General features: G+C 70.8%; 21 protein-coding genes and 1 pseudogene. 13 read left to right on the forward strand and 9 right to left on the reverse strand.

Annotated elements, in window-relative coordinates; genetic code table 11:
• Positions 1 to 3 precede the first annotated feature (3 nt).
• Both ACFVXA_RS11395 and ACFVXA_RS11400 read left to right on the forward strand, forming a co-directional pair.
• Positions 4 to 999, forward strand: coding sequence for a hypothetical protein (locus tag ACFVXA_RS11395; protein ID WP_362017770.1), 996 nt, complete (start codon positions 4 to 6; stop codon positions 997 to 999).
• On the forward strand, positions 996 to 1,874 hold the full coding sequence (locus tag ACFVXA_RS11400) for a DUF6339 family protein (RefSeq protein ID WP_389933120.1): 879 nt from the start codon (positions 996 to 998) through the stop codon (positions 1,872 to 1,874). Before ACFVXA_RS11395 ends, ACFVXA_RS11400 begins: the two co-directional genes overlap by 4 nt.
• On the opposite strand, the gene ACFVXA_RS11405 is transcribed toward ACFVXA_RS11400, so the two are convergent.
• The 5 genes from ACFVXA_RS11405 to ACFVXA_RS11425 form a co-directional block, all read right to left on the reverse strand.
• Entirely contained in the window at positions 1,865 to 3,403 is a 1,539-nt protein-coding gene (locus tag ACFVXA_RS11405; protein WP_362017772.1) for a DNA cytosine methyltransferase, read from the reverse strand. The genes ACFVXA_RS11400 and ACFVXA_RS11405 overlap by 10 nt on opposite strands.
• Positions 3,404 to 3,449: 46 nt before the next feature.
• The gene (locus ACFVXA_RS11410) at positions 3,450 to 4,436 is read right to left on the reverse strand and encodes a DNA cytosine methyltransferase (protein ID WP_390024726.1); all 987 of its coding nucleotides are present in this window, start codon (positions 4,434 to 4,436) and stop codon (positions 3,450 to 3,452) included.
• Between the two features lie 10 nt (positions 4,437 to 4,446).
• Complete coding sequence (locus tag ACFVXA_RS11415; RefSeq protein ID WP_362017915.1) at positions 4,447 to 4,884, reverse strand: very short patch repair endonuclease; 438 nt, start codon at positions 4,882 to 4,884, stop codon at positions 4,447 to 4,449.
• Between the two features lie 301 nt (positions 4,885 to 5,185).
• Positions 5,186 to 6,208: an SEC-C domain-containing protein gene (locus tag ACFVXA_RS11420; RefSeq protein WP_390024728.1), complete on the reverse strand. Its 1,023-nt coding sequence runs from the start codon at positions 6,206 to 6,208 to the stop codon at positions 5,186 to 5,188.
• Positions 6,209 to 6,444: 236 nt separating this feature from the next.
• On the reverse strand, positions 6,445 to 7,917 hold the full coding sequence (locus ACFVXA_RS11425) for a beta-1,6-galactanase (RefSeq protein ID WP_390024730.1): 1,473 nt from the start codon (positions 7,915 to 7,917) through the stop codon (positions 6,445 to 6,447).
• Positions 7,918 to 8,255: 338 nt separating this feature from the next.
• Here ACFVXA_RS11425 and ACFVXA_RS11430 point away from each other — a divergent pair, with 338 nt between their 5' ends.
• Complete coding sequence (locus ACFVXA_RS11430) at positions 8,256 to 9,059, forward strand: class E sortase (protein ID WP_390024732.1); 804 nt, start codon at positions 8,256 to 8,258, stop codon at positions 9,057 to 9,059.
• A gap of 28 nt (positions 9,060 to 9,087) precedes the next feature.
• On the opposite strand, the gene ACFVXA_RS11435 is transcribed toward ACFVXA_RS11430, so the two are convergent.
• Entirely contained in the window at positions 9,088 to 10,596 is a 1,509-nt protein-coding gene (locus ACFVXA_RS11435) for an MFS transporter (RefSeq protein WP_390024734.1), read from the reverse strand.
• 146 nt (positions 10,597 to 10,742) lie between these two features.
• Here ACFVXA_RS11435 and ACFVXA_RS11440 point away from each other — a divergent pair, with 146 nt between their 5' ends.
• The 4 genes from ACFVXA_RS11440 (at position 10,743) to ACFVXA_RS11455 (ending at position 13,613) form a co-directional block, all read left to right on the forward strand.
• Positions 10,743 to 11,270 (forward strand): winged helix-turn-helix transcriptional regulator, encoded by a 528-nt coding sequence (locus tag ACFVXA_RS11440; RefSeq protein ID WP_390024736.1) that lies wholly within the window; start codon positions 10,743 to 10,745, stop codon positions 11,268 to 11,270.
• Positions 11,271 to 11,405: 135 nt separating this feature from the next.
• Positions 11,406 to 11,723: a DUF6412 domain-containing protein gene (locus ACFVXA_RS11445; RefSeq protein WP_362017778.1), complete on the forward strand. Its 318-nt coding sequence runs from the start codon at positions 11,406 to 11,408 to the stop codon at positions 11,721 to 11,723.
• Between the two features lie 126 nt (positions 11,724 to 11,849).
• On the forward strand, positions 11,850 to 12,581 hold the full coding sequence (locus ACFVXA_RS11450) for a YidC/Oxa1 family membrane protein insertase (protein WP_390024908.1): 732 nt from the start codon (positions 11,850 to 11,852) through the stop codon (positions 12,579 to 12,581).
• A 159-nt stretch (positions 12,582 to 12,740) separates the two neighbouring features.
• A complete protein-coding gene (locus ACFVXA_RS11455; RefSeq protein ID WP_362017779.1) occupies positions 12,741 to 13,613 on the forward strand; it encodes a fumarylacetoacetate hydrolase family protein in 873 nt (290 codons plus the stop codon).
• 126 nt (positions 13,614 to 13,739) lie between these two features.
• On the opposite strand, the gene ACFVXA_RS11460 is transcribed toward ACFVXA_RS11455, so the two are convergent.
• The 3 genes from ACFVXA_RS11460 to ACFVXA_RS11470 form a co-directional block, all read right to left on the reverse strand.
• A complete protein-coding gene (locus ACFVXA_RS11460; protein ID WP_389464531.1) occupies positions 13,740 to 14,606 on the reverse strand; it encodes an LLM class F420-dependent oxidoreductase in 867 nt (288 codons plus the stop codon).
• 181 nt (positions 14,607 to 14,787) lie between these two features.
• Positions 14,788 to 15,252 carry a heme-degrading domain-containing protein gene (locus ACFVXA_RS11465; protein ID WP_362017781.1) on the reverse strand — a complete coding sequence of 155 codons (465 nt, stop codon included), beginning with the start codon at positions 15,250 to 15,252 and terminating at the stop codon, positions 14,788 to 14,790.
• Entirely contained in the window at positions 15,249 to 16,325 is a 1,077-nt protein-coding gene (locus ACFVXA_RS11470; RefSeq protein ID WP_390024738.1) for a Gfo/Idh/MocA family oxidoreductase, read from the reverse strand. The genes ACFVXA_RS11465 and ACFVXA_RS11470 overlap by 4 nt, the downstream gene beginning before the upstream one ends.
• 143 nt (positions 16,326 to 16,468) lie before the next feature.
• Between ACFVXA_RS11470 and ACFVXA_RS11475 the strand changes: the two genes are divergently transcribed.
• The 6 genes and pseudogenes from ACFVXA_RS11475 (at position 16,469) to ACFVXA_RS11500 (ending at position 22,961) form a co-directional block, all read left to right on the forward strand.
• Complete coding sequence (locus tag ACFVXA_RS11475; RefSeq protein WP_390024740.1) at positions 16,469 to 17,788, forward strand: ROK family protein; 1,320 nt, start codon at positions 16,469 to 16,471, stop codon at positions 17,786 to 17,788.
• Positions 17,789 to 18,102: 314 nt separating this feature from the next.
• Positions 18,103 to 19,047 (forward strand): hypothetical protein, encoded by a 945-nt coding sequence (locus ACFVXA_RS11480; RefSeq protein WP_390024742.1) that lies wholly within the window; start codon positions 18,103 to 18,105, stop codon positions 19,045 to 19,047.
• Between the two features lie 44 nt (positions 19,048 to 19,091).
• Complete coding sequence (locus ACFVXA_RS11485; RefSeq protein WP_362017785.1) at positions 19,092 to 19,850, forward strand: GntR family transcriptional regulator; 759 nt, start codon at positions 19,092 to 19,094, stop codon at positions 19,848 to 19,850.
• Positions 19,851 to 19,992: 142 nt separating this feature from the next.
• Positions 19,993 to 21,126 carry a TIGR03364 family FAD-dependent oxidoreductase gene (locus tag ACFVXA_RS11490; RefSeq protein ID WP_384017256.1) on the forward strand — a complete coding sequence of 378 codons (1,134 nt, stop codon included), beginning with the start codon at positions 19,993 to 19,995 and terminating at the stop codon, positions 21,124 to 21,126.
• The gene (locus tag ACFVXA_RS11495; RefSeq protein ID WP_384017254.1) at positions 21,120 to 21,911 is read left to right on the forward strand and encodes an HAD family hydrolase; all 792 of its coding nucleotides are present in this window, start codon (positions 21,120 to 21,122) and stop codon (positions 21,909 to 21,911) included. Before ACFVXA_RS11490 ends, ACFVXA_RS11495 begins: the two co-directional genes overlap by 7 nt.
• Positions 21,908 to 22,961 (forward strand): annotated as a pseudogene (locus ACFVXA_RS11500) (ABC transporter ATP-binding protein). The gene ACFVXA_RS11495 and the pseudogene ACFVXA_RS11500 overlap by 4 nt, the downstream one beginning before the upstream one ends.
• The last annotated feature ends 5 nt before the right edge of the window (positions 22,962 to 22,966 follow it).

The raw sequence follows: 22,966 nt of genomic DNA on the forward strand, positions 1-22,966 counted from the left end.
GGCATGAAGTTCTACCCGTACAAGCGGCTGAACCGCCCGATCGCCCTTCGGGTGACCTCGGTCTCCCTCAAGTTGCCCGACGGATCACGCGACCAGCTGGACACCTCGGCGTACTCCACTCAGCAGCGGACCGTGGCTCTGGGTGTGGCGCAGCGTGAGGACTGGGTGTCGGCCAGGATCGGTCTGTCCGCCACTCTGCCCCCCGGAGCCAACGCCTCCGATGCCCCGTGGAGCGAATTGCGTGTTCTGGCAGTGCTCACCGACGGCGAGACCAATGTGCGTACTGCCGTCGACCTCCGGCAGGACGCCCCGGAGAGCAAGGAGTGGTCCGGTGCCATCGAGGTGTTCCGCGATGATCACGTGGGCCGTGCCACCCTCGCGGCCCATGCAGTCGCCACAGTCGACGATGTGCCCGGTCGGGCGATCGCCGAGACCGACGACGACTGGACCGTCGACGTGGCCGCCGAGGAGCCGCTCAGTGGTCTGCGCCTTGACGTGAAGCAGATGAGTTTCTCGAAGAGCGCGCGGGAGTGGTTGCACCCCTACTCCGACGCACCGTGGATCGTGGACACCTCGGGCCGTGTGCCGACGGTGCTGGTCAACACTGACATCGAGGGCTTCTCCGATCTTCTGGGCGGTGAAAGCGGGGGAATCGAGAGCAAGGTCCACGAGATGTTGGTCTCCCAGATGGCTACCGATGTGTGGACCGCGGTGTTCCACAGCTCTGTCGGTGATCTGGAGGTCGAACCCGACGGCTCACCGGTCTTCCCCACCGACTGGCAGGGCGAAGTGCTGCGGGAGATGCTCCCCGATGTGGTGCCGGGCGTCCATGTGGAGGAGGCGCTGCGCCAGGTCCATCGCCGACGCACCGGTGACGCGGGGTGGGTGGAGCTCCAGACCCGCATCCACTACGCCGCCGTGCGGCGTTCCGGGGCGAGCAAGGCGCTTGCCAATGCCCTACGCGGACTACAGCAGATGAACCGAGGGGACAGAGCATGATCGAGAAGCCGCATCATCTTCCTCAGCGGCTCGGCCTGCTGTCCGCGACGGCGGCCGACCCCCTTCTCACGGAGGATCTGCTCAAGGGGACCCAGGGGCACGGCGGTGTCGATCTCGCCAAGGTCGTCGAACCGTTGCCGGAGGACGACCCCCGGTGGGAGGTCGAACCGCTCAGGGAACTTGTGGAGGACGCGATGCACGAGTTCCGGGAGAATCGGACCCAGGCCGACGCCTGGCTGGCGCCCCGACTGCACGCAACTCTTCGCATCACTCGGCGTGAGGCCGCGGACCGAAGGCTCTGGAACCATCTCGCGTTGGCCGTCGCTCCGGACTATGTGGCTTGGCGGCATCTCTCGGCGCCCGCGTCGGAGCGGAGTGAGTCGAGCATCAACCCGGCCCGCTTCAAGGGCGCGCTCGACCGTCAGTGCTTCTCGCGCCTGTGGTGGGCGGCAGAGATGTTCCGTAATGGCAAGGACTACTCCCCGGTGGGGGCGGCCTGCGCCAACCAGGACCTCATCCACTCCGCTCTGCGGCGGGACCTGATCGACCACCGTCCCACTGCCCAGGCTCTCGTACGCATCTTGGGACGCGGGATCGCCAGTACAGGCCGTGAGGTCGAGGGCCTCATGGCGGCGATCAACGCTGCCGCTGCGACCCTGGTCTACGACGTGCTGGCACCGGACGAGCCGCGCGATCCCGAGGTGCTGCGCCAGTGGGCCGCGGATGCTGATTCCGCGCCCCCGGTGCCGAGGCACTCCCTGCCTGACGGGCCCGACGAAGAGCCTGTCCCGGAGGAGTCGGTGGTCGCGCTCACCGACTACTTCGCTGAGCTCTTCGAGACGGCCCCGATCCGAGGCCGGACGCTTCAGGGGTGAGAGACGGGTCGCCTGCCCGTGAGCAGGTGACCCTCCCGATCGACGTGCCGGCGGATCTCCACCGGCTCGCCGGGCGTCCAGTTCTCCAGGTCCGTGGTGGCCTGCTCCAGCCTTGACCTGGCCTCTTCGGCGCTCAGTCCGGGTTCAAGCACCCGCAGCAGGACGTGCAGGGCGAGCCTGGGAGGCACGGCGTTGCCGATCTGCTGCGGCACGTCGTTGCCGGTCCAGGGATATGCGACAGGGAACGTCTGGAGGACCCCTGCCTCGGCAGGGGCGAAGCGGGAGAGGTCGCCGGGGAGGTCCTCGTCGGTGCCCTTGTGGACCACGCGGTTCCGCGACACCTTCCCGGTGATCGTCGAGGAAGGGGCGTCGTGGTCGCGTCGGCCGCGCGCCTCAGGTACACCCCCGGTCCCGTAGTTCGAGATGACGGTGAAGGCAGGGCGCTCGGGAAGATCGGGCGCGATGCTTCGTGCCTTCTTGAGTGCCGCCTCCATGGAGACCCAGGCCGCTTTCGGAGCTTCCAGAGGGAGGACGTCCGCGTGAGCCGCCTTGGACGCTCGGGTCGAGGGGCGGCTCCCCGTCTGATAGCGCTCGTGGGTCTCGGGCACCTCTGCAAGGGAGGTTCGACCGACACGAGCCATGAGCACCGCACGCCTGCGGGTCTGTGGGACCCCGAATGCCTCAGTGTGCAAGAGCTGCGTTCTGGTCCGGTACCCGAGAGTGGCGAACACCTCGGCGTACTTCTCCCACACCGGCATCACCGCCTGTACCTGCTCCAGGACGACGGCTTCGTACGGCTCCGAGCCGGGGCGCCTGCTCCGCTCGATCACCCACCACAGAGGTTGCAGGACCAGTCCAGTCCGTTCGTCTCCCAGCTCTTCCAACTTGTCCTTCAACTTGGCGAGTTCATCATTCAGGTCGCAGAACTCCTTGATCAGGACCTTGAGCTCGCCATCGGAGGACGCAAGGGCCTGCGGTGCTTTGAGACGCTTCAGGAAGCTCTTGATCTCACCCTGCGAGTTCCCGAGGGTCTCCAGCCTCTTCCTCATGGCCTTGCGTACCTTGCCCCTGAGGTTCTCCACGTTGCTCTTCTCGGCCTTGACCTCTTTGGCCTCGATCTCTTTCCGCCGGAGTTCCTCGAAGATGCGGCGCCAGGTTCGGAAGATCTCCGTCCAGTCCTGGTCGTTGTTCCGCACGGCGTCGTGGAGGCGCTCGATGTACTCCACCACCTGGTCCAGCGCTCTGCGGCCCGCCCCGTGCCCGGCTACGGTGAACGTCTGGCAGGGGGGTCCACCGGTCAGTACCTGGGCGTCGGGGAAGAAGGCCGCGCGGTACTGCCGGACATCGCCTTTGAAGGTGTTCATTCCTGCCGCACTGCGGGTGGCGCATGCCCCTGCGTCACATTCGATGCCGGTGATCTGGTACCCCAGCACATCCGCTGCCACATCCAGCCCACCTGGACCCGCAAAAAGGTCCACGATGCGGAAAACCGCAGGTGAGGAGTGTTGTTCTTCTTTGATGTGGCTCATGTGCGTGAAGTTTAGCCAGCGCGCGGGGGTGAACAGAACGTCTCGTCTACATGCAGTCGGAGGAGCGCAGAGCGGTCGCGATGGCGGCACCCAGCGCCCTGCCCACCGGCGGGGGCGTGGCGTGACCGATCTGCCGGTACTGAGCCGTCTTCCGTCCCGTAATACGCCACTCCGGAGGGAACGACTGCAGAAGGGCCGCCTGGTCCACCGTGATCTTCACCATCTGCGCCGGGTCGTCCGAGCGCGGCCAGTGGTACTCAGCTCCCGGCACCTCGTTGGCCAGCGCGCCTGCGTTCACCCCCATCCGCGCCCACGCCCGTTTCGTGCCGGATGGGCCGAGATCCGCGCCGCCACGATTGTCCGAGCCCCCGACCAGGGTGGGTGCCACGGCCCGCGCCTGGGCCGCCCAGGCGTCTGCGTCGCACCAGCCTCGGGCCGCCATCGACAGCCGCAGGGCCCGACCGACCGGAACATGCTCTTCCACCGTCGGCACGGGCGGAGCGAACGCGTGGAACCACCGCTCCTTGAGAGCCACGAGAATGCCCTGCCTGCGCTCCTGCGGCACACCGAAGTCCGCTGCGTTCAGCACGAACCAGCAGAACCGGTAGCCGAGATGCGCCAGCTCGGCCTGGACGAAGTCGCGCACGCCGGCGTACGCCGAGGACTCCACGAGAGCGGGCAGGTTCTCCAGCAACAGGGCCCGCGGCTGGATCGAGTGGACCAGATAGATCGTGGCAGTGAGAAGTCGCAATTCCTGCTCGCTGTCCGAACGTCCTACCGCGGCCGAGGATTTCACTCGCGGTAGGCCGGCCGACAGGAGATCGACGTCCAGGGTCTCCGGGTACTCGTCCGGTAGGAATTCGACCAGGTCCTCGCAGACCACGTTCCAATGCGGCCGGTTGGCCAGGAGCGTCTCGCAGGCCTGTCGTTTGTTGTCGAGCAGGAGCACCGGGGAGAAGCCGGCGCTCTCCAGCCCCGACGCCAACCCGCCCGCGCCGGAACAGACGTCCACGAAACCGAGTCGATCGACCATCCGCTCCCCCTCAACTCTTCCGGCGACCTTGCTCACCTTGCTCTCGCGCCCGCTGCTTCAGCCGGTCCTGATCCCGCTTCTCCCGGTCCACCGCCGCACGTACCGCCGCCGCGATCTCTTCCGCGGACATGTGCTCCCAGAACCGCAACACTGTCCACCCTGCCGCGAGCAGATGCTCGGTGGTCTCCCGATCGCGGGCCATGTTCCGGTCCAGCTTGCGGCGCCACCAGTCCGCGTTGGCCTTCGGGTGAGTGGCGTGCTGAGGGCAGCCGTGCCAGAAGCAGCCGTCGATGAGGACCGCGACCTTGGCCCGGGTGAAGGCCACGTCGATCCGTCGCCGGGGCATGCCGGGCACGGGGTACTCCACGCGATAACGCAGCCCGGCCGCGTGCAGCAGCCGTCGCACGGCCAGTTCGGCACCCGTGTCCTTGCTCGCCTGCCTTTTCATGCGGGCCGAGACACCGGGAGAGGAAGGCATCACGCTGTTCACTGTCGTCGAGCCTCACGAACGCATGTCGTCACGATCGATGATCGCCGTTTCCACCCTGGGTCGGGACAAGCCCAGGGTGCGTGCGGGCGTGCCAGTTCAGCTGGTTGCATGCGACGTTAGCGCGCACGAGTGGTGGAGGAGTAGCGGAGCCAGAATGAATGGGGTGGATGTCCGGGGGTCGTTTCCCGGAACGCCCCGACGGTGAGTCCTGGGAGGCGTTTCAGGCAACGAACCTCGGGCGGCGAGACCACCGACGACCTCAGGCCTGCGTGGCCCCGTGACACTCCCCATACCCCCGCCCCGACCCACACCAGCAGACATCCCCCCGCTGCGGGGGCCAAGCCACCGCCAGTCCCCGCGCCGCCACTGTCGTCGCGTACTGCGGGAGGAGGGTCGGGTCTGCCGGGGAGGATGCCTCCGAGGCGGCGAAAGCCTCGTATGACGGGACGGTGCCGGTGACGATGCCGAGGTTCGGGGTGCCGGAGGCGGCGAGTTCGCGGAGGGAGGCCTCTATGGTCGCGAGGTGTTCCTCGTGGGACGGGTACTCCGAGGCGAGGGTGGGGTACGCGGTCAGGAGTTCGGCCAGTTCGGGGGACGGCCAGTGGAGGACGGCCACCGGGAAGGGGCGGGAGAGGGCCTCGCGGTAGGCGCCCAGTTCTGCCTGGAGGCGGGAGATTTCCGCCTGGAGTTCGGCCGGGTTGTCCGAGCCGAGGGACCAGACCCGCTTCGGGTCGTGGAGCTCGTCCAAGGAGATGGGGGACGAGTGGATGGTGTCCGCCAGGGTGTCCCAGTCGTCGTGGGCCGCGCCCAGCATGCGGCGGACGCGGTGGCGGCCGACGAGGAGGGGGCGGGTGGCGTAGGGGGGTTCCGATACGTCCGCCAGGAGGAGCTGGGCTGCCTGCGTGAACGTCTCCTGCGCCGCTTCCAGCTCGTCGTGCGACTCCAGGGCCTCGGCCACGATCACCCAGGCGGCCGGGTCGCGGGGGGATGCGGTCCTGACGCCGTCGATGATCGCGCGTGCCTCCGCCTCGTGCCCGTACTCCCAGAGGTTCGAGGCCTTGAGGGCTCGTACCAGGTGGGGGTTCTCGAGAGAACTCGTCGAGGACGACAGGAGACGGTCGTAGAGCGCGGTCGCGGCTGGGCGGTCTCCGGCCAGTTCGAGGTGGGCCGCGGCCTGCACGAGCAGGTGTTCGGCGTCCTCGGGGTAGAGGCCGGCGGTCCGCTCCAGGCGTGCCGCTTCGGCATGGTGGTCGACGTTCTCGGCAGGCGTGTCGGGGCGCATGGGTGACACCGTACTGCCGTTGACCGACAAAGAAGAGAGAGGTGCAGGCCAGGGGGGCGGGAGTCTCCGGGGGCATATTCCGCCCGGGCAGCCGCATTCCGCCGGGTGGGGCCGGCCAAGTTCCACCGGTGGCGTCATATTGCGCCTGGTTACGCCTGGTTGAGAAGAATTATGGATGATTATTTCTAGTTGGGGATGGTTGTGGCTGATTGTCGCTGCCCCCCTCTCCGCTCTTCTCAGATCGCCACCCCGTCCACCTGCAACGTCTGCACCGCCCCCGCCGCGAACGGCACCGCGATCGACTTGCCGCTCACGTGCGTGTCCGAGTGCGCCGCGTACCGGTCGCCCGTCGTGCCCGATGTCAGGGTGTTCCAGCGGGGGACCAGGCCGCCCGTGCCGCCGGACGCGGTGGTGAAGCGGGACAGGTCGAACGTCAGGGTCTGGGAGGAGGACGCCTTGTTCACGGCCACGATCACCAGGCGTTTCGCCGTCGCGTCGTAGGCCGCCGCCGCGTAGTCCACTCCCGTGTCGACGATCGTCATTCCGGGGCGGATGTGGCGGGTGAATTGGGCCATCACGTAGTACTTCGTCTGGATGGGCCCGGGTGTCAGTGTGCTCGCGTCGTACGCGATCGTCGCCCAGCCTGCCGACGGGTCCACCACCTGCCAGTAGACCCAGGCGGTCGGGTGCAGCCAGCGGAAGTCCAGGCACAGGTTGCCCGCCAGGGTGAGGCCGGAGCCGTCGCCGTACTCGGAGTTCCACAGGCCCTTGCCCGCGGTCGTCACCACGTCCGTGTAGAGGAGGTCGCGGCGGCCGCCCGAACCCTGGTAGCCGTGCACGTTGACGCGGTTGACCTGCGCCTTTGTCGTCGAACTGAAAGAACTCCACGTCGTACGGGCCAGGTCGTAGCTCGTCTCGTCCGAGGCCGAGATCCTGATGCCGGTCAGACCCCGCTTGTCCAACTCGCCGCGCAGGTAAGGGAGTACGGCCGCCTGGACGGACGCGTCGATGTGGCAGCCCTCCTGGGTGCCGGTGGCCGTCCACCAGTTGGAGGACGGTTCGTTGAAGGCCTCGACGGTCGAGAAGGTCACGCCCCAGTTCGTCTTCGCGTAGAGGGCCACGGCCGCCAGGTGGGAGGCGTGCTGGCGGTAGTTCCAGGACTGGAGGTTGTTGCCGCCGCCGGCCGCGCCCGAGGGGTTGTGGTTCAGGCACATCCACCACATCGGGGAGTTGGCGAACAGCTCGCTCGTCGCGCCCCGCGCGGTCGCCTTCAGCAGCATGGCCCGCTGGGTGGCGTCCGCCGTCCACTTCCAGGCCGAGGAGGTCGGGTCCTCGTTGTTCCAGTCCTGCCAGTAGCCCTCGATCTGTTTGAAGGCGGGGATGTTGGCGGAGGCGGCCATCGACTCGCCGTTCACGCTGTTCCAGCTGCACGCGCCGAGGTTGTAGCGGGCGATGTTCAGGCCGAGGCCCGGAAGCGACGTTCCGTTGTACGTCGTCGACTTGGTGGTGAAGAAGATGTCGGCGAAGTCGTCGCGGGCGCCGAACACGTTGGCCCACCACGCCAGCGAGGTGCCCCAGCCCTCCCATTTCCCGTACGTCGTGGCGGGGTTGACGGCGATGGTCGCGTCCGCGTGGGCGGTGCCCGTCGCCAGGGCGCCGCCCAGGACCGTGCCGCCCGCCGCGGCCAGCAGTGTTCTGCGTCGGATCATGGCTTCTCCGTTCCGCTCAACTTCCGCTCGCCCCAGCGGAGTTGCGCGTCCATTCGGCACCGGTCGTCCCACCGGCCCCGGCCTGTCCCGCTGATGCCATCAGGAAGCATCGGGCGCGGCGGGTGGGGTTGTCGAGAGGTGTGACCGCACTTTTCGAGCCCCTTTCTAAAACCGGTGTACGAAGGGTTTCGGGCGGCGCCCTGGGAGAGGCCCGTGCCAGGAGGTGTACGGGGCTGGTGACTTGAGGGGGCAGCGCCTATCGTGCGGGCCCGGCCCGCCGACCGGCCGAGCGGGCGAGCGGGCGAGCGGGCGAGCGAGCGGGCGAAGGAGGCGTACGCATGCGGGTTCCCGTGGTGCAGCACAGCACCCGTCGGCGGCGCGCCCTCCGCCGGCGCACCCTGTGGACCGGCGGCGAACTCCTCGTCACCGTAGGAGTCGTCCTCCTGCTCCTCGTCGTCCACCAGCTGTGGTGGACCAACCGGCAGGCCCAGCACAACGCCGAGCGCAAGGTGCAGGCGCTGGAGAGGGAGTGGGGGAGCCCGTCTGCGTCGCCGGGGGGCGCGGACAGCGCGGGGGACGGCGGCAGCTCCCCGAGCCCCGGGAGCTCCGACGGTCGGGACACCCCGAGCCCCACGGGTGGACAGCGGCAAGGCGGCGGCGCCGTCACCGCCGCCCGCGCCCTCCCCGATCTCTCCCAGGCCTACGCCGTCCTCACCATCCCCCGGCTCTCCCTCCGCGTCCCCGTCGCCGAGGGCGTCGGCAAGCAGGACGTCCTCAACAAGGGGTACGTCGGCCACTACAAGGGCACCCAACAGCCGGGCCAGGCAGGGAACTTCGCGCTCGCCGGGCACCGGAACACGCACGGCGAACCCTTCCGGTACATCAACCGGCTCAGGCGCGGAGACACGATCACGGTCGAGACCAAGGCCGCGCTCTACACGTACGTCGTCGACACGGCCCTGCCGCAGACCTCGGCGCGGGACGGCGGGGTCATCGCCAGGGTGCCGCGCAGCACCGTCCGCCCGTCGTACGGGTACAGCGAGCCGGGGTACTACATCACCCTCACCACCTGCACCCCCGAGTACACATCCAAGTACCGGATGGCGGTGTGGGGGAAGCTGCGGTCCATGCGGCCTCGCTAGCGGCCGGGGCCGAAGCGCGCCGACGTCGTCAGACCCGTCGGCGAAGTGCCAGCACGCTCACCGCGGCCACGCCCGTGAGCGCAGCCGAGACGCCGATGGCGATGTCCGCGCCGTGCGCGAGCCCACCCGTGGAGGTCACCAGGGCGATCGTCAGGGCGACCCCGGCGCAGGAACCGATGTAGCGGAGGGTCTGCTGCGCGCCCGAGCCCATCGCGGCGCGTGCGGCGGGGACGGACTCCACCGCGAGGTGCGGGAGCGAGGCGTTGAGCAGGCCGCTGCCCACTCCGGAGACGAGGAAGCCGGGGAGCAGGCGCGTCCAGGAACCGGAGTCGAGCGCGCCCAGCATCGTCAGGACGCCGACCGCGTGCAGCGCGAAGCCGAGGGCGAGCTGGTGGCGCGGCGAGACCCGGCCGGCGAGCCGGCGCGCCTGCAGGGCGACCGCGAAGGACAGGCCGGACCAGAGCAGGAACAGCCACGCCGTGTCCATCGCGGACAGCCCGAGCGTCCGCTGAAGCAGCGTCGGCAGGAAGCTGAACAGGCCGATCACCCCGAGGCCCGTGAAGAGTCCACCGGCCGAGGAGACGAGGAAGCGGCGGTGGCGGAGCAGGCCGAGGTCGATCATGGGCGTACGGGCCCGGCGCTCGATGACGACGAAGCCGGCCATCAGGATGAGGAACGCCGCCAGCAGCAGGCCCACCGGCGCGCGCAGCCACCCGTCGCGGCCGAACGTGAGCGCGGCCACCAGGGCCACCAGTGCGAGGCCGAACGTCAGCGCGCCCGCCAGGTCGGGGCGGCCACCGCGCGGTGCGCGGGACTCGGTGAGCGCCCGGGTGCCCAACAGGGCGACGATCAACGCCGCCGCGCCCAGCACCGCGTAGGCCCCCCGCCAGTTCCATCCCGCTATCGCGCCCGCGAGCAGCGGGCCCACCGCGATGCCGCCGCTGACGAAGGCGCCCCAGACGCCGGTGGCATGCAGGCGTTCGCGCGGGTTCGGGAAGGCGTGGACGATCAGCCCCAGGCTGCTCGCGAGGATCGCCGCGCTCGCCGCGCCCTGCGCGACACGGGCCAGTGTGAACAGCCAGGTCGACGACGCGAGCGCGCCCAGCGCCGTGGTGATACCGAGCGCGACCGTGCCGCCGAGGAAGATCCGGCGGCGGCCGTAGTCGTCCGCGAGGCTGCCGGCGACCAGGAGCAGCGCGGCCAGGCCCAGCGGGGTGCCGTTGAGCAGCCAGGCCTGGGCGGAGACCGAGGTGTGCAGCGCGGCGGCGGTGTCGGGGAGTGTGACCAACGGCGCCGTGTACGTCATCAGGGCCACGGCGGTGGCCGCGCTGGTGAGGGCGAGGGTGGGGGCCGCGCGGGGCGACTGCTCTCCGGACGGGGCCGCGCGGGATGTGTGCTCTCCGGACGGGGCCGCGCCGGGAGTCTCCTGTGTGGAGGGTGCGGCGCGAGGGTCGGAGGCCGGCGCCCGTCGGGCTTCCCGCCCTGGGTGCGCCGAGGGGGTCGTCACGGTGGTGTGGGTGCGGTCGAGCTGGGACATGGCCTGCCCTTCGGGCTCCGTAGGGGGTCAGTCTGCTTGGGTCCGGGCCGAGTGGGTTCATTCAATGAACCATGGCTACGAGACGACAGTAGCACCTAGGTTCGTTCACTGAACCAAGATGTCGGAAAGTGGCTACAGTGGAGGGCATGGCTCTCGGCAAGGACTACGCGACGCAGGAATGCTCGATCGCCCGCGCGCTCGAAATCGTCGGCGAGCGCTGGACGCTCCTCGTCATGCGCGACGCGCTCTACGGCGTACGGCGCTACAACGACTTCCTCGGCCACCTCGGCATCCCGCGCGCGGTCCTCGCGGCCCGCCTCCAGACGCTCACCGCCGAGGGCATCCTGGAAAAGCGCCGCTACCAGGAGTCGCCGTCGCGCGACGAGTACGTCGTCACCGACCGCGGCATCGCGCTCTGGCCCACCCTGCGCTCACTCGGGCTGTGGGGCCGCGAGCACTTCAGCGAGACGCAGCTGCGCTACTTCCGCCACGCGGCCTGCGGCACGGAGCTCGGCCCCTACGGTGAGTGCCCCGCCTGCGGGTTCGTCGTCCCCGTCCGTGACGTCGAGATGGTGCCGGGGCCCGGCCTCGACCCCGACCCGACGGATCCGGTCAGCCGCGCACTGCTCAAGCCGAAGCGCCTGCTGGAACCGATCGAGACGGCTCCTGTATAACAAACGCAGAGCAAGCCGACGTACGAGTGCAAGCCGACGTACGCGAGCCGGCCGACGCACGAGAGCCGGCCGGAGTGCGTGAGCCGGCCGACGTACAAGAGACGCGTGACGTACGACAGGACAGGGGGGCAGCAGATGATCCGGAGCTGGGCGAGCATGCGCCCCGCCGCCGTGCTGCTGCTTCTGCTGCTCGAAGTCGCGCTGCTCGACACCGGCAGCCTCCCCGCCGCCGTCGCCGTGGCCCTGGCCGCGACCGCCGGCGCCGGTTCCGCGCTCGCCGTCTGCGCCCTCATCGGCTCGCGCTGCGCGCCCGCCGTCCCCCGTACGCGGGTCCGGACGGCCATCCGGGACCGTGAGCACCGTACGGCCTTCCTGCCCCAACGCGATCCCGACGCGGCGGGGCGTACGCGCCCCCGAGCGCCCGGGCGTGCCCTCCTGACGGCCGCCGCGTAGGGGAATCTCCGCACCGCATCTCCGTAGCCGGACCCCGCGCGGGTCGTCATGCCGCATTCCGCATTCGCATTCGGCACGACGAGACCCTCGGAGGGCTCACCCATGTCCACATTCCTGTCCACGTTCATGTCCGTTTTCGCGCGGGTGGTCGAGCAGCTCGCCGATCTGCTCCAGCCGCTGTTCCACGCCTCGGCGGCGGCTGCCGCGATCGTCCTGTTCACCGCGCTCGTACGACTGCTCGTGCATCCCCTGTCGCGGGCGGCGGCGCGCGGGCAGCGGGCGCGCGCCAAGCTCCAGCCGCGCGTCGCGGAGCTGCGCAAGAAGCACGCGAAGGATCCGCAGAAGTTGCAGAAGGCGGTGCTGGAGCTGCACGCGGAGGAGAAGGTGTCGCCGCTGTCGGGCTGTCTGCCCAGCCTGTTCCAGCTGCCGGCCTTCTTCCTCCTCTACCACCTGTTCTCGAACTCGACGATCGGCGGCAAGAGCAACGGGCTGCTGTCGCACGCGCTCTTCGCCGCGCCGCTCGGCGGCCGGTGGGCGGACGCGCTGGGGAGCGGGGGAGTGTTCGGAGCGGCGGGGCTCGTGTACCTCGGGCTGTTCGTCCTGGTCGCCGCTGTCGCGACCTTCAACTACCGGCGTACGAAGATGATGATGGCCGCCTCCGCCGTTCCGGTGGCCGACGGGGACCAGCAGGTGCCCGGGCTCGCCTCGGTCAACAAGTTCATGCCGTTCATGTCCTTCTTCACGCTCTTCACCGTGGCGGTGATGCCGCTGGCCGCCGCGCTGTACGTGGTGACCAGTACGACATGGAGCGCGGTGGAGCGGGCGGTGCTGTACCCCCGACCCGCTGAAGCCGCCTGAACGAGTGGTCGCTGCCACCTGAACGAGTGGCTGGCGGGCGGTGACGGTCCAGTCCGTGAACGGGGTATTGCGGACTGGACGCCGAGCTTGGAGGATCGACCAGTCCTCCGATGGCTGCACCCATCGGTCGACCGCCCGCGATCGAGGGAGATTGTGATCATGAAGCTGCTGCGAGTCGGTACGGCGGGGTCGGAGCGGCCCGCGCTGCTCGACGCCGAGGGGACCCTCCGGGATCTGTCCGGCATCGTCCCGGACATCGACGGGCCGCTGCTCGCCGACGACGCGGCGCTCGGCCGGATCCGTTCCGCCGCCGAGGCCGGGGAGCTGCCCGCGCTGGACGAGGCCGGGGTGGACGCGTCCGGGCTGCGCGTCGGGCCGCCGCTCGCCCGTATCGGCAAGGTCGTGTGCATCGGGCTGAACTACCACGACCACGCCCGCGAGACCGGCGCCGAGCCGCCCGCCGAGCCGGTGATCTTCTTCAAGGCGGCGGACACCGTGATCGGCCCGAACGACACGGTGCTCGTGCCGCGCGGGTCGGTGAAGACCGACTGGGAGGTCGAGCTGGCGGTCGTCATCGGCCGTACGGCCCGCTACCTGGAGTCCCATGAGGAGGCGCTCGCGCACGTCGCCGGGTACGCGGTGGCGCACGACGTCTCGGAGCGCGAGTTCCAGATCGAGCGCGGCGGAACCTGGGACAAGGGCAAGAACTGCGAGACGTTCAACCCGCTCGGGCCGTGGCTGGTGACCGCGGACGAGGTCCCGGACCCGCAGAACCTGTCGCTGAAGCTCTGGGTCAACGGCGAACTCAAGCAGGACGGTACGACGGCCGAGCAGATCTTCCCGGTGGCGGAAGTCGTCCGGTACGTCAGCCAGTTCATGACCCTGTACCCGGGCGATGTCATCAACACCGGAACGCCGGCCGGGGTTGCTCTCGGGCAGCCCGAGCCGAAGCCGTACCTGAAGGCCGGGGACGTCGTCGAGCTGGAGATCGAGGGGCTGGGGCGGCAGCGACAGGAGCTGAAGGACGCGTAAGTGCTCCGCCGGGAGGGCGGGGAACCGCGGGTGCCTGTTCGGCCGCGGGTTGTGCGGGGCTTGTCGCGCCGCCCTCGTGGCGGAGCCGCATATCGCCGCGGCCCCGCACCCCTTGGGTCGGACCGGTCATGTCAGGACAGCGGCGAGCCGGCGCCATCCCTCCCGCTGCAGGCCGTCCCTCGGGCCGCCGTCCAGCACCTGGATCGCCACGTGGTCCGCGCCCGCGTCGTGGAAGGCGTTGATGCGCTCGCGGATGCGGTCCTCGTCGCCCCATGCGAACAGCGCGTCGACCAGGCGGTCGCTGCCGCCGGCGGCCAGGTCGTCCTCGGTGAAGCCGAGGCGCAGGAAGCTGTTGGTGTAGTTGGGGAGGGAGAGATACATGGCGAGGGTCTCGCGGGCCAGGGCGCGGGCGCGGCCCGGGTCTGCCTCCAGGACGACCTTGAACTCGGGGGCCAGCAGCGGGGCTTCGCCCAGGATCTCGCGGGCCTGGGCGGTGTGCTCGGGCGTGACCAGGTAGGGGATCGCGCCCGCCGCCCGGTCGGCCGACAGGTGCAGCGTCTTCGGGCCGAGGGCCGCCAGGACCCGGCGCTCGGTGGGGACTCCGGCCGCGTCCAGCGCGTCGAGGTAGGAGGCCAGGGCCGAGTACGGGCGGCGGTACTGGTCCGCGAGCTTGGCGTGGCTCACTCCGAGGCCGAGCACGAAACGGCCGGGGTGGGCCGACTCCACCTCGGCGAAGGCCGCCGCGCTCGCGTCGGCGTCGTACTGCCAGATGCTCTGGATGCTGGTACCGACCGTGAGCCGCGAGGTGGCTTCCAGCAGGGGTACGGCCTGACGGGCGGCGCTGCTGCCGCCCAGCCAGACGGCGCCGTAGCCGAGTTGCTCGAGCTCGGCGGCGGCCTCGGCGATTTCGGCGCGCCGGTCCGGGTCCTCCGAGCGGAGTCCGACGCTCCAGATGCCGTACCGGCCGACTGTTTCCTTCAGGGCGGTGCTCATGGTTCCGTTCCCTCCGGTTGGGTGTCGTTCCACGATCCGTCGTTCCACGATCCGTCGTTCCGCGATCCGTCGTTCCGCGATCCGTTGTTCCGCGATCCGTCGTTCCATGATCCGTCGTTCCATGATCGCTGTCTCGTGCGACAGTCCCAACCGGAGGGAGCCTCGGGTTAATCCCGCGGTGCTACTTGGCCAGGAACAGCTCCAGCGCCTCCACCACCATCGCGTGGTCCTCCACCTGCGGCAGCCCGGAGACCACCACCGTGCCGATGACGCCCGCGCCCTCGACCGCGATCGGGAACGCGCCGCCGTGCGCCGCGTACATGTCGGGGTCCAGGCGCGAGGAGTCCTCGAACGTCGTGCCCTTGGCGCGGAACCGGGAGCCGACCAGGAGCGAGGAGCAGCCGTAGCGTTCGACGACGCGGCGCTTGCGGTCGATCCAGGCGTCGTTGTCCGGGGTCGAGCCGGGCAGTGCGGCGTGGAAGAGCTGCTGGCCGCCGCGGCGGATGTCGATGGCGACGGGGGCGTGCCGGTCCCGGGCCAGCTCGACGAGCATGGTGCCGAGGGCCCACGCGTCGTCGTACGTGAAGTGGGACAGGACGAACCGGCTCTCCTGCTGTTCCAGTTCGGCGATCTCCGGCGCGTTCACAGGGACACCACCACTCCCTCGTGGGCGGAGCGGCGGGCCGCCTCCAGGACGTCGAGCGCTGCCGCGGCCTCATGCGCGGTGACCGGGTTGGGGGCGCCGTCGCGAAGGGCGGCGGCGATCGCCGCGTAGTACGCGGGGTACGCGCCGGGGAGCGTGGGCACAGGGCCGCCGCCGCCCGTGAGCGGGGACTCTCCGGCGCCGACGCGGCCCCACAGGGACTCGGGCTCGACGCCCCACTCGGCCACCTCGCCGGGGCGCTTGCCCTCGCGCAGGTCCGCCTCCTGCGGGTCGAGGCCGTACTTCACGTAACCCGCCCGTGAGCCCAGCACGCGGAAGCGCGGGCCGAGTTGGGCGGTCGTCGCGGAGACATAGAGGTGGGAGCGCACCCCGTTCGCGTGGGTGATCGCGATGAAGGTGTCGTCGTCGGCCTGTGCGCCCGGGCGGCGGATGTCGGACTCGGCGTAGACCGCGGTGGCGGGGCCGAAGAGGACGAGAGCCTGGTCGACGACGTGGCTGCCGAGGTCGTAGAGGAGACCTCCGATCTCTGCCGGGTCGCCGGACTCGCGCCAACCGCCCTTGGGCTGCGGGCGCCAGCGCTCGAAACGGGACTCGAAGCGGTAGGCGTCGCCGAGTTCGCCCTCGTCGAGGAGCTTACGGAGGGTCAGGAAGTCGTTGTCCCAGCGGCGGTTCTGGAAGACGGAGAGGAGGAGACCGCGGTCGTCGGCCAGGCCGGCCAGCTCGCGGGCCTCGGCGGCGGTACCGGCGAGGGGCTTGTCCACGACCACGGGCAGACCGGCCTTCAGGGCGGCCGTCGCGAGCGGGACGTGGGTCTTGTTCGGGGACGCGATGACGATCAGGTCCAGTTCGTCGGCGCGCGCCCACAGCTCGTCGGGCGTGGCGGCGAACCGGAGGCCGTCGCCGAACTCGGCGCGGGCCTGTTCCTGCCGCTCCGGGTTGGACGTGACGACCGTGTCGAGGGTGAGCCCCTCGGTCGCGGCGATCAGCGGGGCGTGGAAGACGGAGCCCGCGAGGCCGTAGCCGACGAGGCCCACGCGGAGGGGAGTACCAGTCATGGGTTCTACTTTCGCAACGCTGTTGCCAAAGTGCAAGCGCGGGGGACAATGGGTGTGTGAACAGGAGCTATGCGGGTGGCGTTCCCGGGAGTGGTGGCGGGACTGACGGCGGGAGCAGCGGCGGGAGCAGTGGTGCGGGGGCCATGACCGTCGGAGGGAGCGGGCCGGGGGCCGTCGAGGGGGTCGGGCCGGGGGCCGTCGAGGGGGTCGGGCCGGGGGCTGTCGGAGGGAGCGGGCCGGCCGGGGTGAATCTGCTCGGCCTGCGCAGTCACAACGCCGCGCTCGTGCTCGACCTGCTGCGCACGGCCGGCCCCGCCGGGATCAGCCGGCTCGAACTCGCCGAGCGGACCGGGCTGACCCCGCAGGCCGTCAGCAAGATCACCGCGCGGCTGCGGGCGGACGGCCTCGCGACGGAGGCCGGTCGCCGGGCCTCCACCGGCGGCAAGCCGCGCACCGTGCTGCGGCTCGTCCCCGAGGCCGGTCACGCGGTCGGGCTCCACCTGGACCGGGACGAGCTGACGGCGGTCCTCTGTGATCTCACGGGGACCGTGGTGGCCGAACGGAGGGCTCCGCTGGATCTCGGAGCCGGGGCGGACGCGGTCGTCGAGGGCGCGGCCGGGGAGGTGGAGACCCTGATCGCGGACGCGGCGGTGTCCGTGCTGGGGGTCGGGGTCGCGCTGCCCGGACCGCTCGATCACGCGCGGGGGGTGTTGCACCGGGTCACCGGTTTTCCGGAGTGGGACGGGTTTCCGCTGCGGGACGCGTTGGTGGGGCGGTTGGGGGTGCCGGTGGTGGTGGACAAGGACACGAACGCGGCGGCGCTGGGGGTTGCCGTGGGGGGTGCCGGGCCCGTCGGGGGCTTGGCGGGTGGTGAGGGCTTCGGAAGTGACGGGGGTCTCGGGGCCGGCGGGGGTTCCGGGAGTGGTGAGGGCTTCCGGGGTGGCGGGGGCCTCGGGGGTGGCGGGGGCCTCGGGAGTGGTGGGGGCTTCGGAGGGTCCTTCGCGTATCTGCATCTTGGTACGGGGCTGGGGGCCGGGCTGGTGATCGGTGGGGCCGTGCATCGGGGGGCCCGGACCGGTGCGGGGGAGTTCGGGCATCAGGTCATTCAGCTGGACGGGCCGGTGTGCGGGTGCGGGAACCGGGGGTGCATCGAGGTGCTGTGTCTGGATGCGGTGGCGCGGGGGGCCGTGGGGGAGGCGGCGCGGGTGCTCGGGGCGGGGGCGGCGAATCTGGTGGGGCTGCTGGATATCGATCTGGTGCTGCTGGGCGGGCGGACCGTCGCGGCCCATCGGGAGGCCTTTGTGGAGGGTGTCGGGGCGGTCCTCGACGAACTGGCCCGGCGGGAGGGGGCGGGGGCTGCGGTTCCGGTGGGTATTGCCCCTGGCGGGGCGCGGGGGGTTGCGGAGGGGGCGGCGCAGTTGCTGTTGGCGCCGTTGTTCGGGCGGGGGGAAGGGCGAGGGTAGGGGCGACGGTGAGGGTGAGGGTGAGGTGACAGGGCGTGGCCCAACGGGGTTTTCGCCCCCTCCGCCCCTACCCGTCCCGTATCTGTGGGCTCCGCCCCCAGACCCCCGCATCGGCCTGAACGGCTTCGTCCTCAAACGCCGGACGGGCTGAGCTCCGCCGGGCGGGGGGATTTCGGGACCCGACGGCGACGTGGACCGGCGTGGCGGTCGGGCGTCGGCGCGGGGGCGTGGCAGCGTCACGGGAGCCGTTGCCCGCTTCCGCCTGACGCTTCCGATCCCGATCCCCGCCGCCCTCGATCGGCCAAAGGCTTCTCATGCGACTGCGCACATCCCTCCCGTTCGCCCTGATCGCCGCCGCCCCGGCCGCCGCACTGGTGGGCCTGGTTCTCCCCCCGGCCCCCGCCCATGCCCTCTCCAGCCCCCGTCCCACCTGCGCCGCCCCCGACACCCGGGACTTCCCCATCAAGACGCGGATCCACGGTGGGCCGGCCGCCTACGAAGTCGGCGGTGACTTCGGGACCTGGTACATCGACCTCACCAACACCACCGCCCACTCCTGCGGCGACATTCACCCGGTCGTCGTGCTGGTGGACCAGAAGCGGGTGCTGCGGCCCGCCCAGGCGCGGCTGGAGTTCTACGAAGGGGATCAACCGCATGCGGTGACGTTCGAGACGACCGACCAGGCCGAGAACGTGGGGGCCTTCGACGACGGGTTCCCGGGGTTCACCGTGGGACCCGGGCGGACGCTCACCGTGAAGGTCCGCCTCTCCCTGACCTCCGACGCGACCGCACCCGACGACGTCGTCGCGAACGCGGCCGTCGTGCAGCGCCGCAACGAGGACGGCGACTGGGTGGGTCAGTCGAACGACTACCGGTTCCGCATCGAGGACGAGAACGGCGACAAGAGCACACCCGAGAGCGGCGACGAGACCCTCGCCGGGAACAGCGCGGGAGCCGATGGCGGCGGCGTTCCCGACAGCGCCAGCAGTAGCAGCAGCAGTAGCAGCAGCAGCAACACCAGCGCCGGCGCCGGCACCAGCAGCAGCGGGAGCAGTGGTGACAGCGGCGGCGGCGGCAGTCGCGGCCGTGGTGGTGGGGGCCGTGGCGGCGCACATGACAGGGGCGGACCACCATCCGCGTACGAGTTGGCCCGCACCGGGCCCGGCGCACCGCACCGCATCGGTGTGACGGTCGGCTTCGTGCTGTTCGGGGCGGGGGCGGTCCTGCTCGCCGCATCCCGCCGGGTACGCCGCCGCTGACACCTGGAACCCCTCGCGCGCACCCGGTCTGCGACGATCCCCTCGTGGACTACCCGAACGATCAGGCCCCCGGCGCCCCCGTCCGCTCCGGAATCCCGGAGCACGGGCGTATTCCGAAGTACTACGCGGTGAAGGCGCACCTCGCCCTGCTCATCGAGGAGTTGGGGGAGGGGGGCCTCCTTCCCACCGAGCGGGACCTCGCCGAGAAGTACGAGGTCGCCCGTGAGACCGTGCGCCAGGCGCTGCGTGAGCTGCTGCTCGAAGGGAAGCTGCGGCGGCAGGGGCGGGGGACGGTCGTCGCCGGACCGAAACTGGAGCAGCCGCTCTCGCTGGCCAGCTACACCGAAGGCGTACGGCGGCAGGGGCGCACCCCCGGACGTACGCTCATCTCGCTGGACCGCTTCCCCTGCCCCGAGGCCCTCGCCGCCGAGGCCGGGCTGACGCGGGGCGAGCCCGTGTGGCACATGGAGCGGGTGCTGCTCGCGGACGACGAGCGGGTCGGGCTGGAGAGCACGTACGTCGCCGTGGCCCGCGTACCGGACCTCGACCGTGACTTCGACCCGGACTCCTCCTTCTACGCCTACCTCCACGACCGGCTCGGTATCGGCTTCGGCGACGCGGACGAGCGGATCGAGACAGTGCTGGCCACTCCGCGCGAGGCGCTGCTCATCGGGACGCCGCCGGCGCTTCCGATGCTGCTGATCCACCGGGTCTCGCGGGACACGGAGGGGCGGCCGCTGGAGCGGGTGCGGACCCTGTACCGGGGGGACCGGTTCTCGTTCACCGCGCATCTGGGCGGTTGATTCGCGTCACTCGGGGCGGGCTCCAGCCCGCCTCTTTTTATCACGTAAAGATAACGGGTCTAGCCCAAATGTGATGGGCGGTTCACCATCTGGTTGCTGTACGGACCCTTCCGATTCCCCCTTCCCGAGGAGCGTGGCCGTTGTGAGAGTGATAGTCGTCGGAGCCGGCGTGGTGGGCACCCTGCACGCCTGGCATGCAGTGGAGCGCGGCCACGAGGTCGTACAGATCGAGCGTGAGGCGGAGGCCCGCGGGGCCTCGCTGCGCAACTTCGGGCAGATCTGGGTGAGTGGTCGCGCCGGCGGTGAGGAGCTCGAAACCGCCTTGCGGGCAAGGGAGTTGTGGGAGGCGATCGGGGCGCGCGTGCCCGGCCTGGGCTTTCGGGCCAACGGATCGCTGACACCCGTACGGGGTGCTCGCGAACTCGCCGTCGCCGAGGCCGCCGTGGGCCGGCCGGACGCCGCCGCACGCGGTTACAAGCTGCTGACGGCGGACGAGGCGCGTGCCGTGAACCCCGTGCTGCGGGGCTTCTTCGAAGCCGCGCTCCACTGCGAGCGCGACGCGGCCGTCGAACCGCGCACCGCTCAACTCGCCCTGCGGGAGGAGCTGTCGAAGTCCCCGCTCTACACCTTCCTGCCGGGGCGGGAGGTCCGTGACATCGTCGATGTCGTCGGTGAGCACGCCGTGCGCGACGATCACGGAGACGTGCACAGCGGTGACGTCGTCGTGCTGTGCACGGGGGCCTGGCTGGGCGGTCTGGTACGGGAGTTGGCGGGGCCCGAGCTGCCCGTGCGGCGGGTGCGGCTGCAGATGATGCAGACCGATCCGCTCGGCGAGCCGCTCACCACCTCCGTCGCCGACGCCGACAGCTTCCGCTACTACCCGGCGTACCGCGGCCCCGCCCTCGACGAGCTCGACGCGCACCAGCCGCAGGCCGCGACCGCCGCCGCGCACCGGATGCAGCTGCTCATGGTGCAGCGCGCGGACGGCGGGCTGACCATCGGCGACACCCACGAGTACGAGCACCCCTTCGCCTTCGACACCCTCGAAGACCCCTACGACCACCTCGCCGAGGTCGTCGAGTCCTTCCTCGGGCGGCCACTGCCGAAGATCCGGCGCCGCTGGGCCGGGGTGTACGCGCAGTGCACCGACCCCAGCCGGGTCGTGCACCGGCAGCGGGTGCGGGACGGGGTGTGGCTGGTCACCGGGCCCGGTGGGCGCGGTATGACCTGCTCGCCCGCGATTGCCGAGAAGACCGCCGACGAGCTGGGATGGTGACCGAGTTGAACCCCATACGTCTTGTCGTCCTCGACATGGCCGGCACCACCGTCGCCGACGGCGGCCTGGTGGAGCGGGCGTTCGCCATGGCCGCCGGGGAGCTGGGCGTCGAGCCCGGCTCCGCCGACCACGCCGAGAAGCTCGACTACGTCCGGGCCACCATGGGCGAGTCCAAGATCTCCGTCTTCCGTCATCTGTGCGGCGAGGAGACGCTCGCCCAGCGGGCCAACGCCGCCTTCGAGAAGGCGTACGGCGAACTCGTCGACGGCGGCCGTATCGCGCCGATCGCCGGGGCCCGCGAGGCGATCGAGGCGCTCACCGGGGCCGGGCGGACGGTCGTCCTCACCACCGGGTTCGCCCGCGTCACCCAGGACGCCATCCTCGACGCCCTGGGCTGGCGGGACCTGGTCCCGCTCACGCTGTGCCCGGCGGACGCCGGAGGCCGCGGACGGCCGTACCCCGACATGGTGCTGGAGGCCTTCCTGCGCACCAAGGCGGCGGAGAGCGTCCAGCAGGTCGCCGTCGTGGGCGACACCTCCTACGACATGCTCAGCGGTGTACGGGCCGGGGCCGGGCTCGTCGCCGGCGTGCTGACCGGGGCGCATGACGACCAGGCGCTGCGCGCCGCCGGGGCCGGACAGGTGCTCGACTCGGTGGCCGAGCTGCCCACGCTCCTCCAGGGACCCGCACCGCTCGAGGGACCCGCACCGATCGAGGGACCTGCACCGCTCGATGCACCCGCGCTGTTCGACGAGCCCGGCCGGCTCGACGGAGGCGGGCGATGAGCAGCGGTATCCGGTTCGACCGGGTGTCCGTCGCGTACGGCGGCACCACGGTTCTCGACTCGCTCGATCTCACCGTCGAGCCCGGTGAGGTCATGGCGCTGCTCGGGCCGTCCGGGTCCGGGAAGACCACCGCGCTGCGGGCCGTCGCGGGGTTCGTGCGGCCCGTCTCCGGGCGCGTGTTCCTCGGCGGACGGGATGTCACCGACGAGCCGCCGTACCGGCGAGGGGTCGGGATGGTCGTGCAGCAGTACGCGCTCTTCCCGCACCTGCGCGTCGAGGACAACGTCGCCTTCGGGCTCAAGGCGCGGAAGGCGGCCAGGAGCGAGATCCGCGGGCGGGTCGCCGAGGCGCTGGAGATGACCGGGATGGCGGACTACGCCCGGCGCCGTCCGCGGGAGCTGTCCGGTGGGCAGCAGCAGCGGGTCGCCATCGCGCGGGCGCTCGCCATCCGGCCCAGCGTCCTCCTCCTCGACGAGCCGCTGTCCGCGCTCGACGCGCAGCTGCGGTCCGGGATGCTGGCCGAACTCACCCGTCTGCACCGGGAGTTGCCCGATGCGTCCATCCTGTACGTCACCCATGACCAGGTCGAGGCGCTCACCCTGGCCGACCGGATCGCGGTCATGGACAAGGCACGGTTGCAGGATGTCGGGACGCCGCAGGAGTTGTACCGGGCGCCGCGCACCGAGTTCACGGCGTCGTTCGTGGGCAACGCGAACCTGCTTCCCGTGACGGTGGGCTCCGGGGGCGTTGTTCTCGGCGGAGTCGAGCTCGAGGTCGACACGGGGGATGCGGCGCGGGGCGCCTCGGCCACCCTGTGCGTACGGCCCCATCTGGTCGGGCTGGGGCCCGGCCCCAACCAGGTCGTCGGGACCGTGAGCGAAGTGCAGTGGCCGGGGGGCCACGCACCGGCTGTACGTCGATGTGGACGGCCACCGGGTGATGGCGGACCTGCGTGAGCTGCGCGAGCCGCCGGTCCACGGGGAGGCCGTGACCCTGCACTTCGCGCCGGAGGACGCCGTGTTGCTGGCCGCCGGGGTGACCGATGCGTAGGTCCA

This window comes from Streptomyces sp. NPDC058246, assembly GCF_042881985.1.
Lineage (GTDB): Bacteria > Actinomycetota > Actinomycetes > Streptomycetales > Streptomycetaceae > Streptomyces.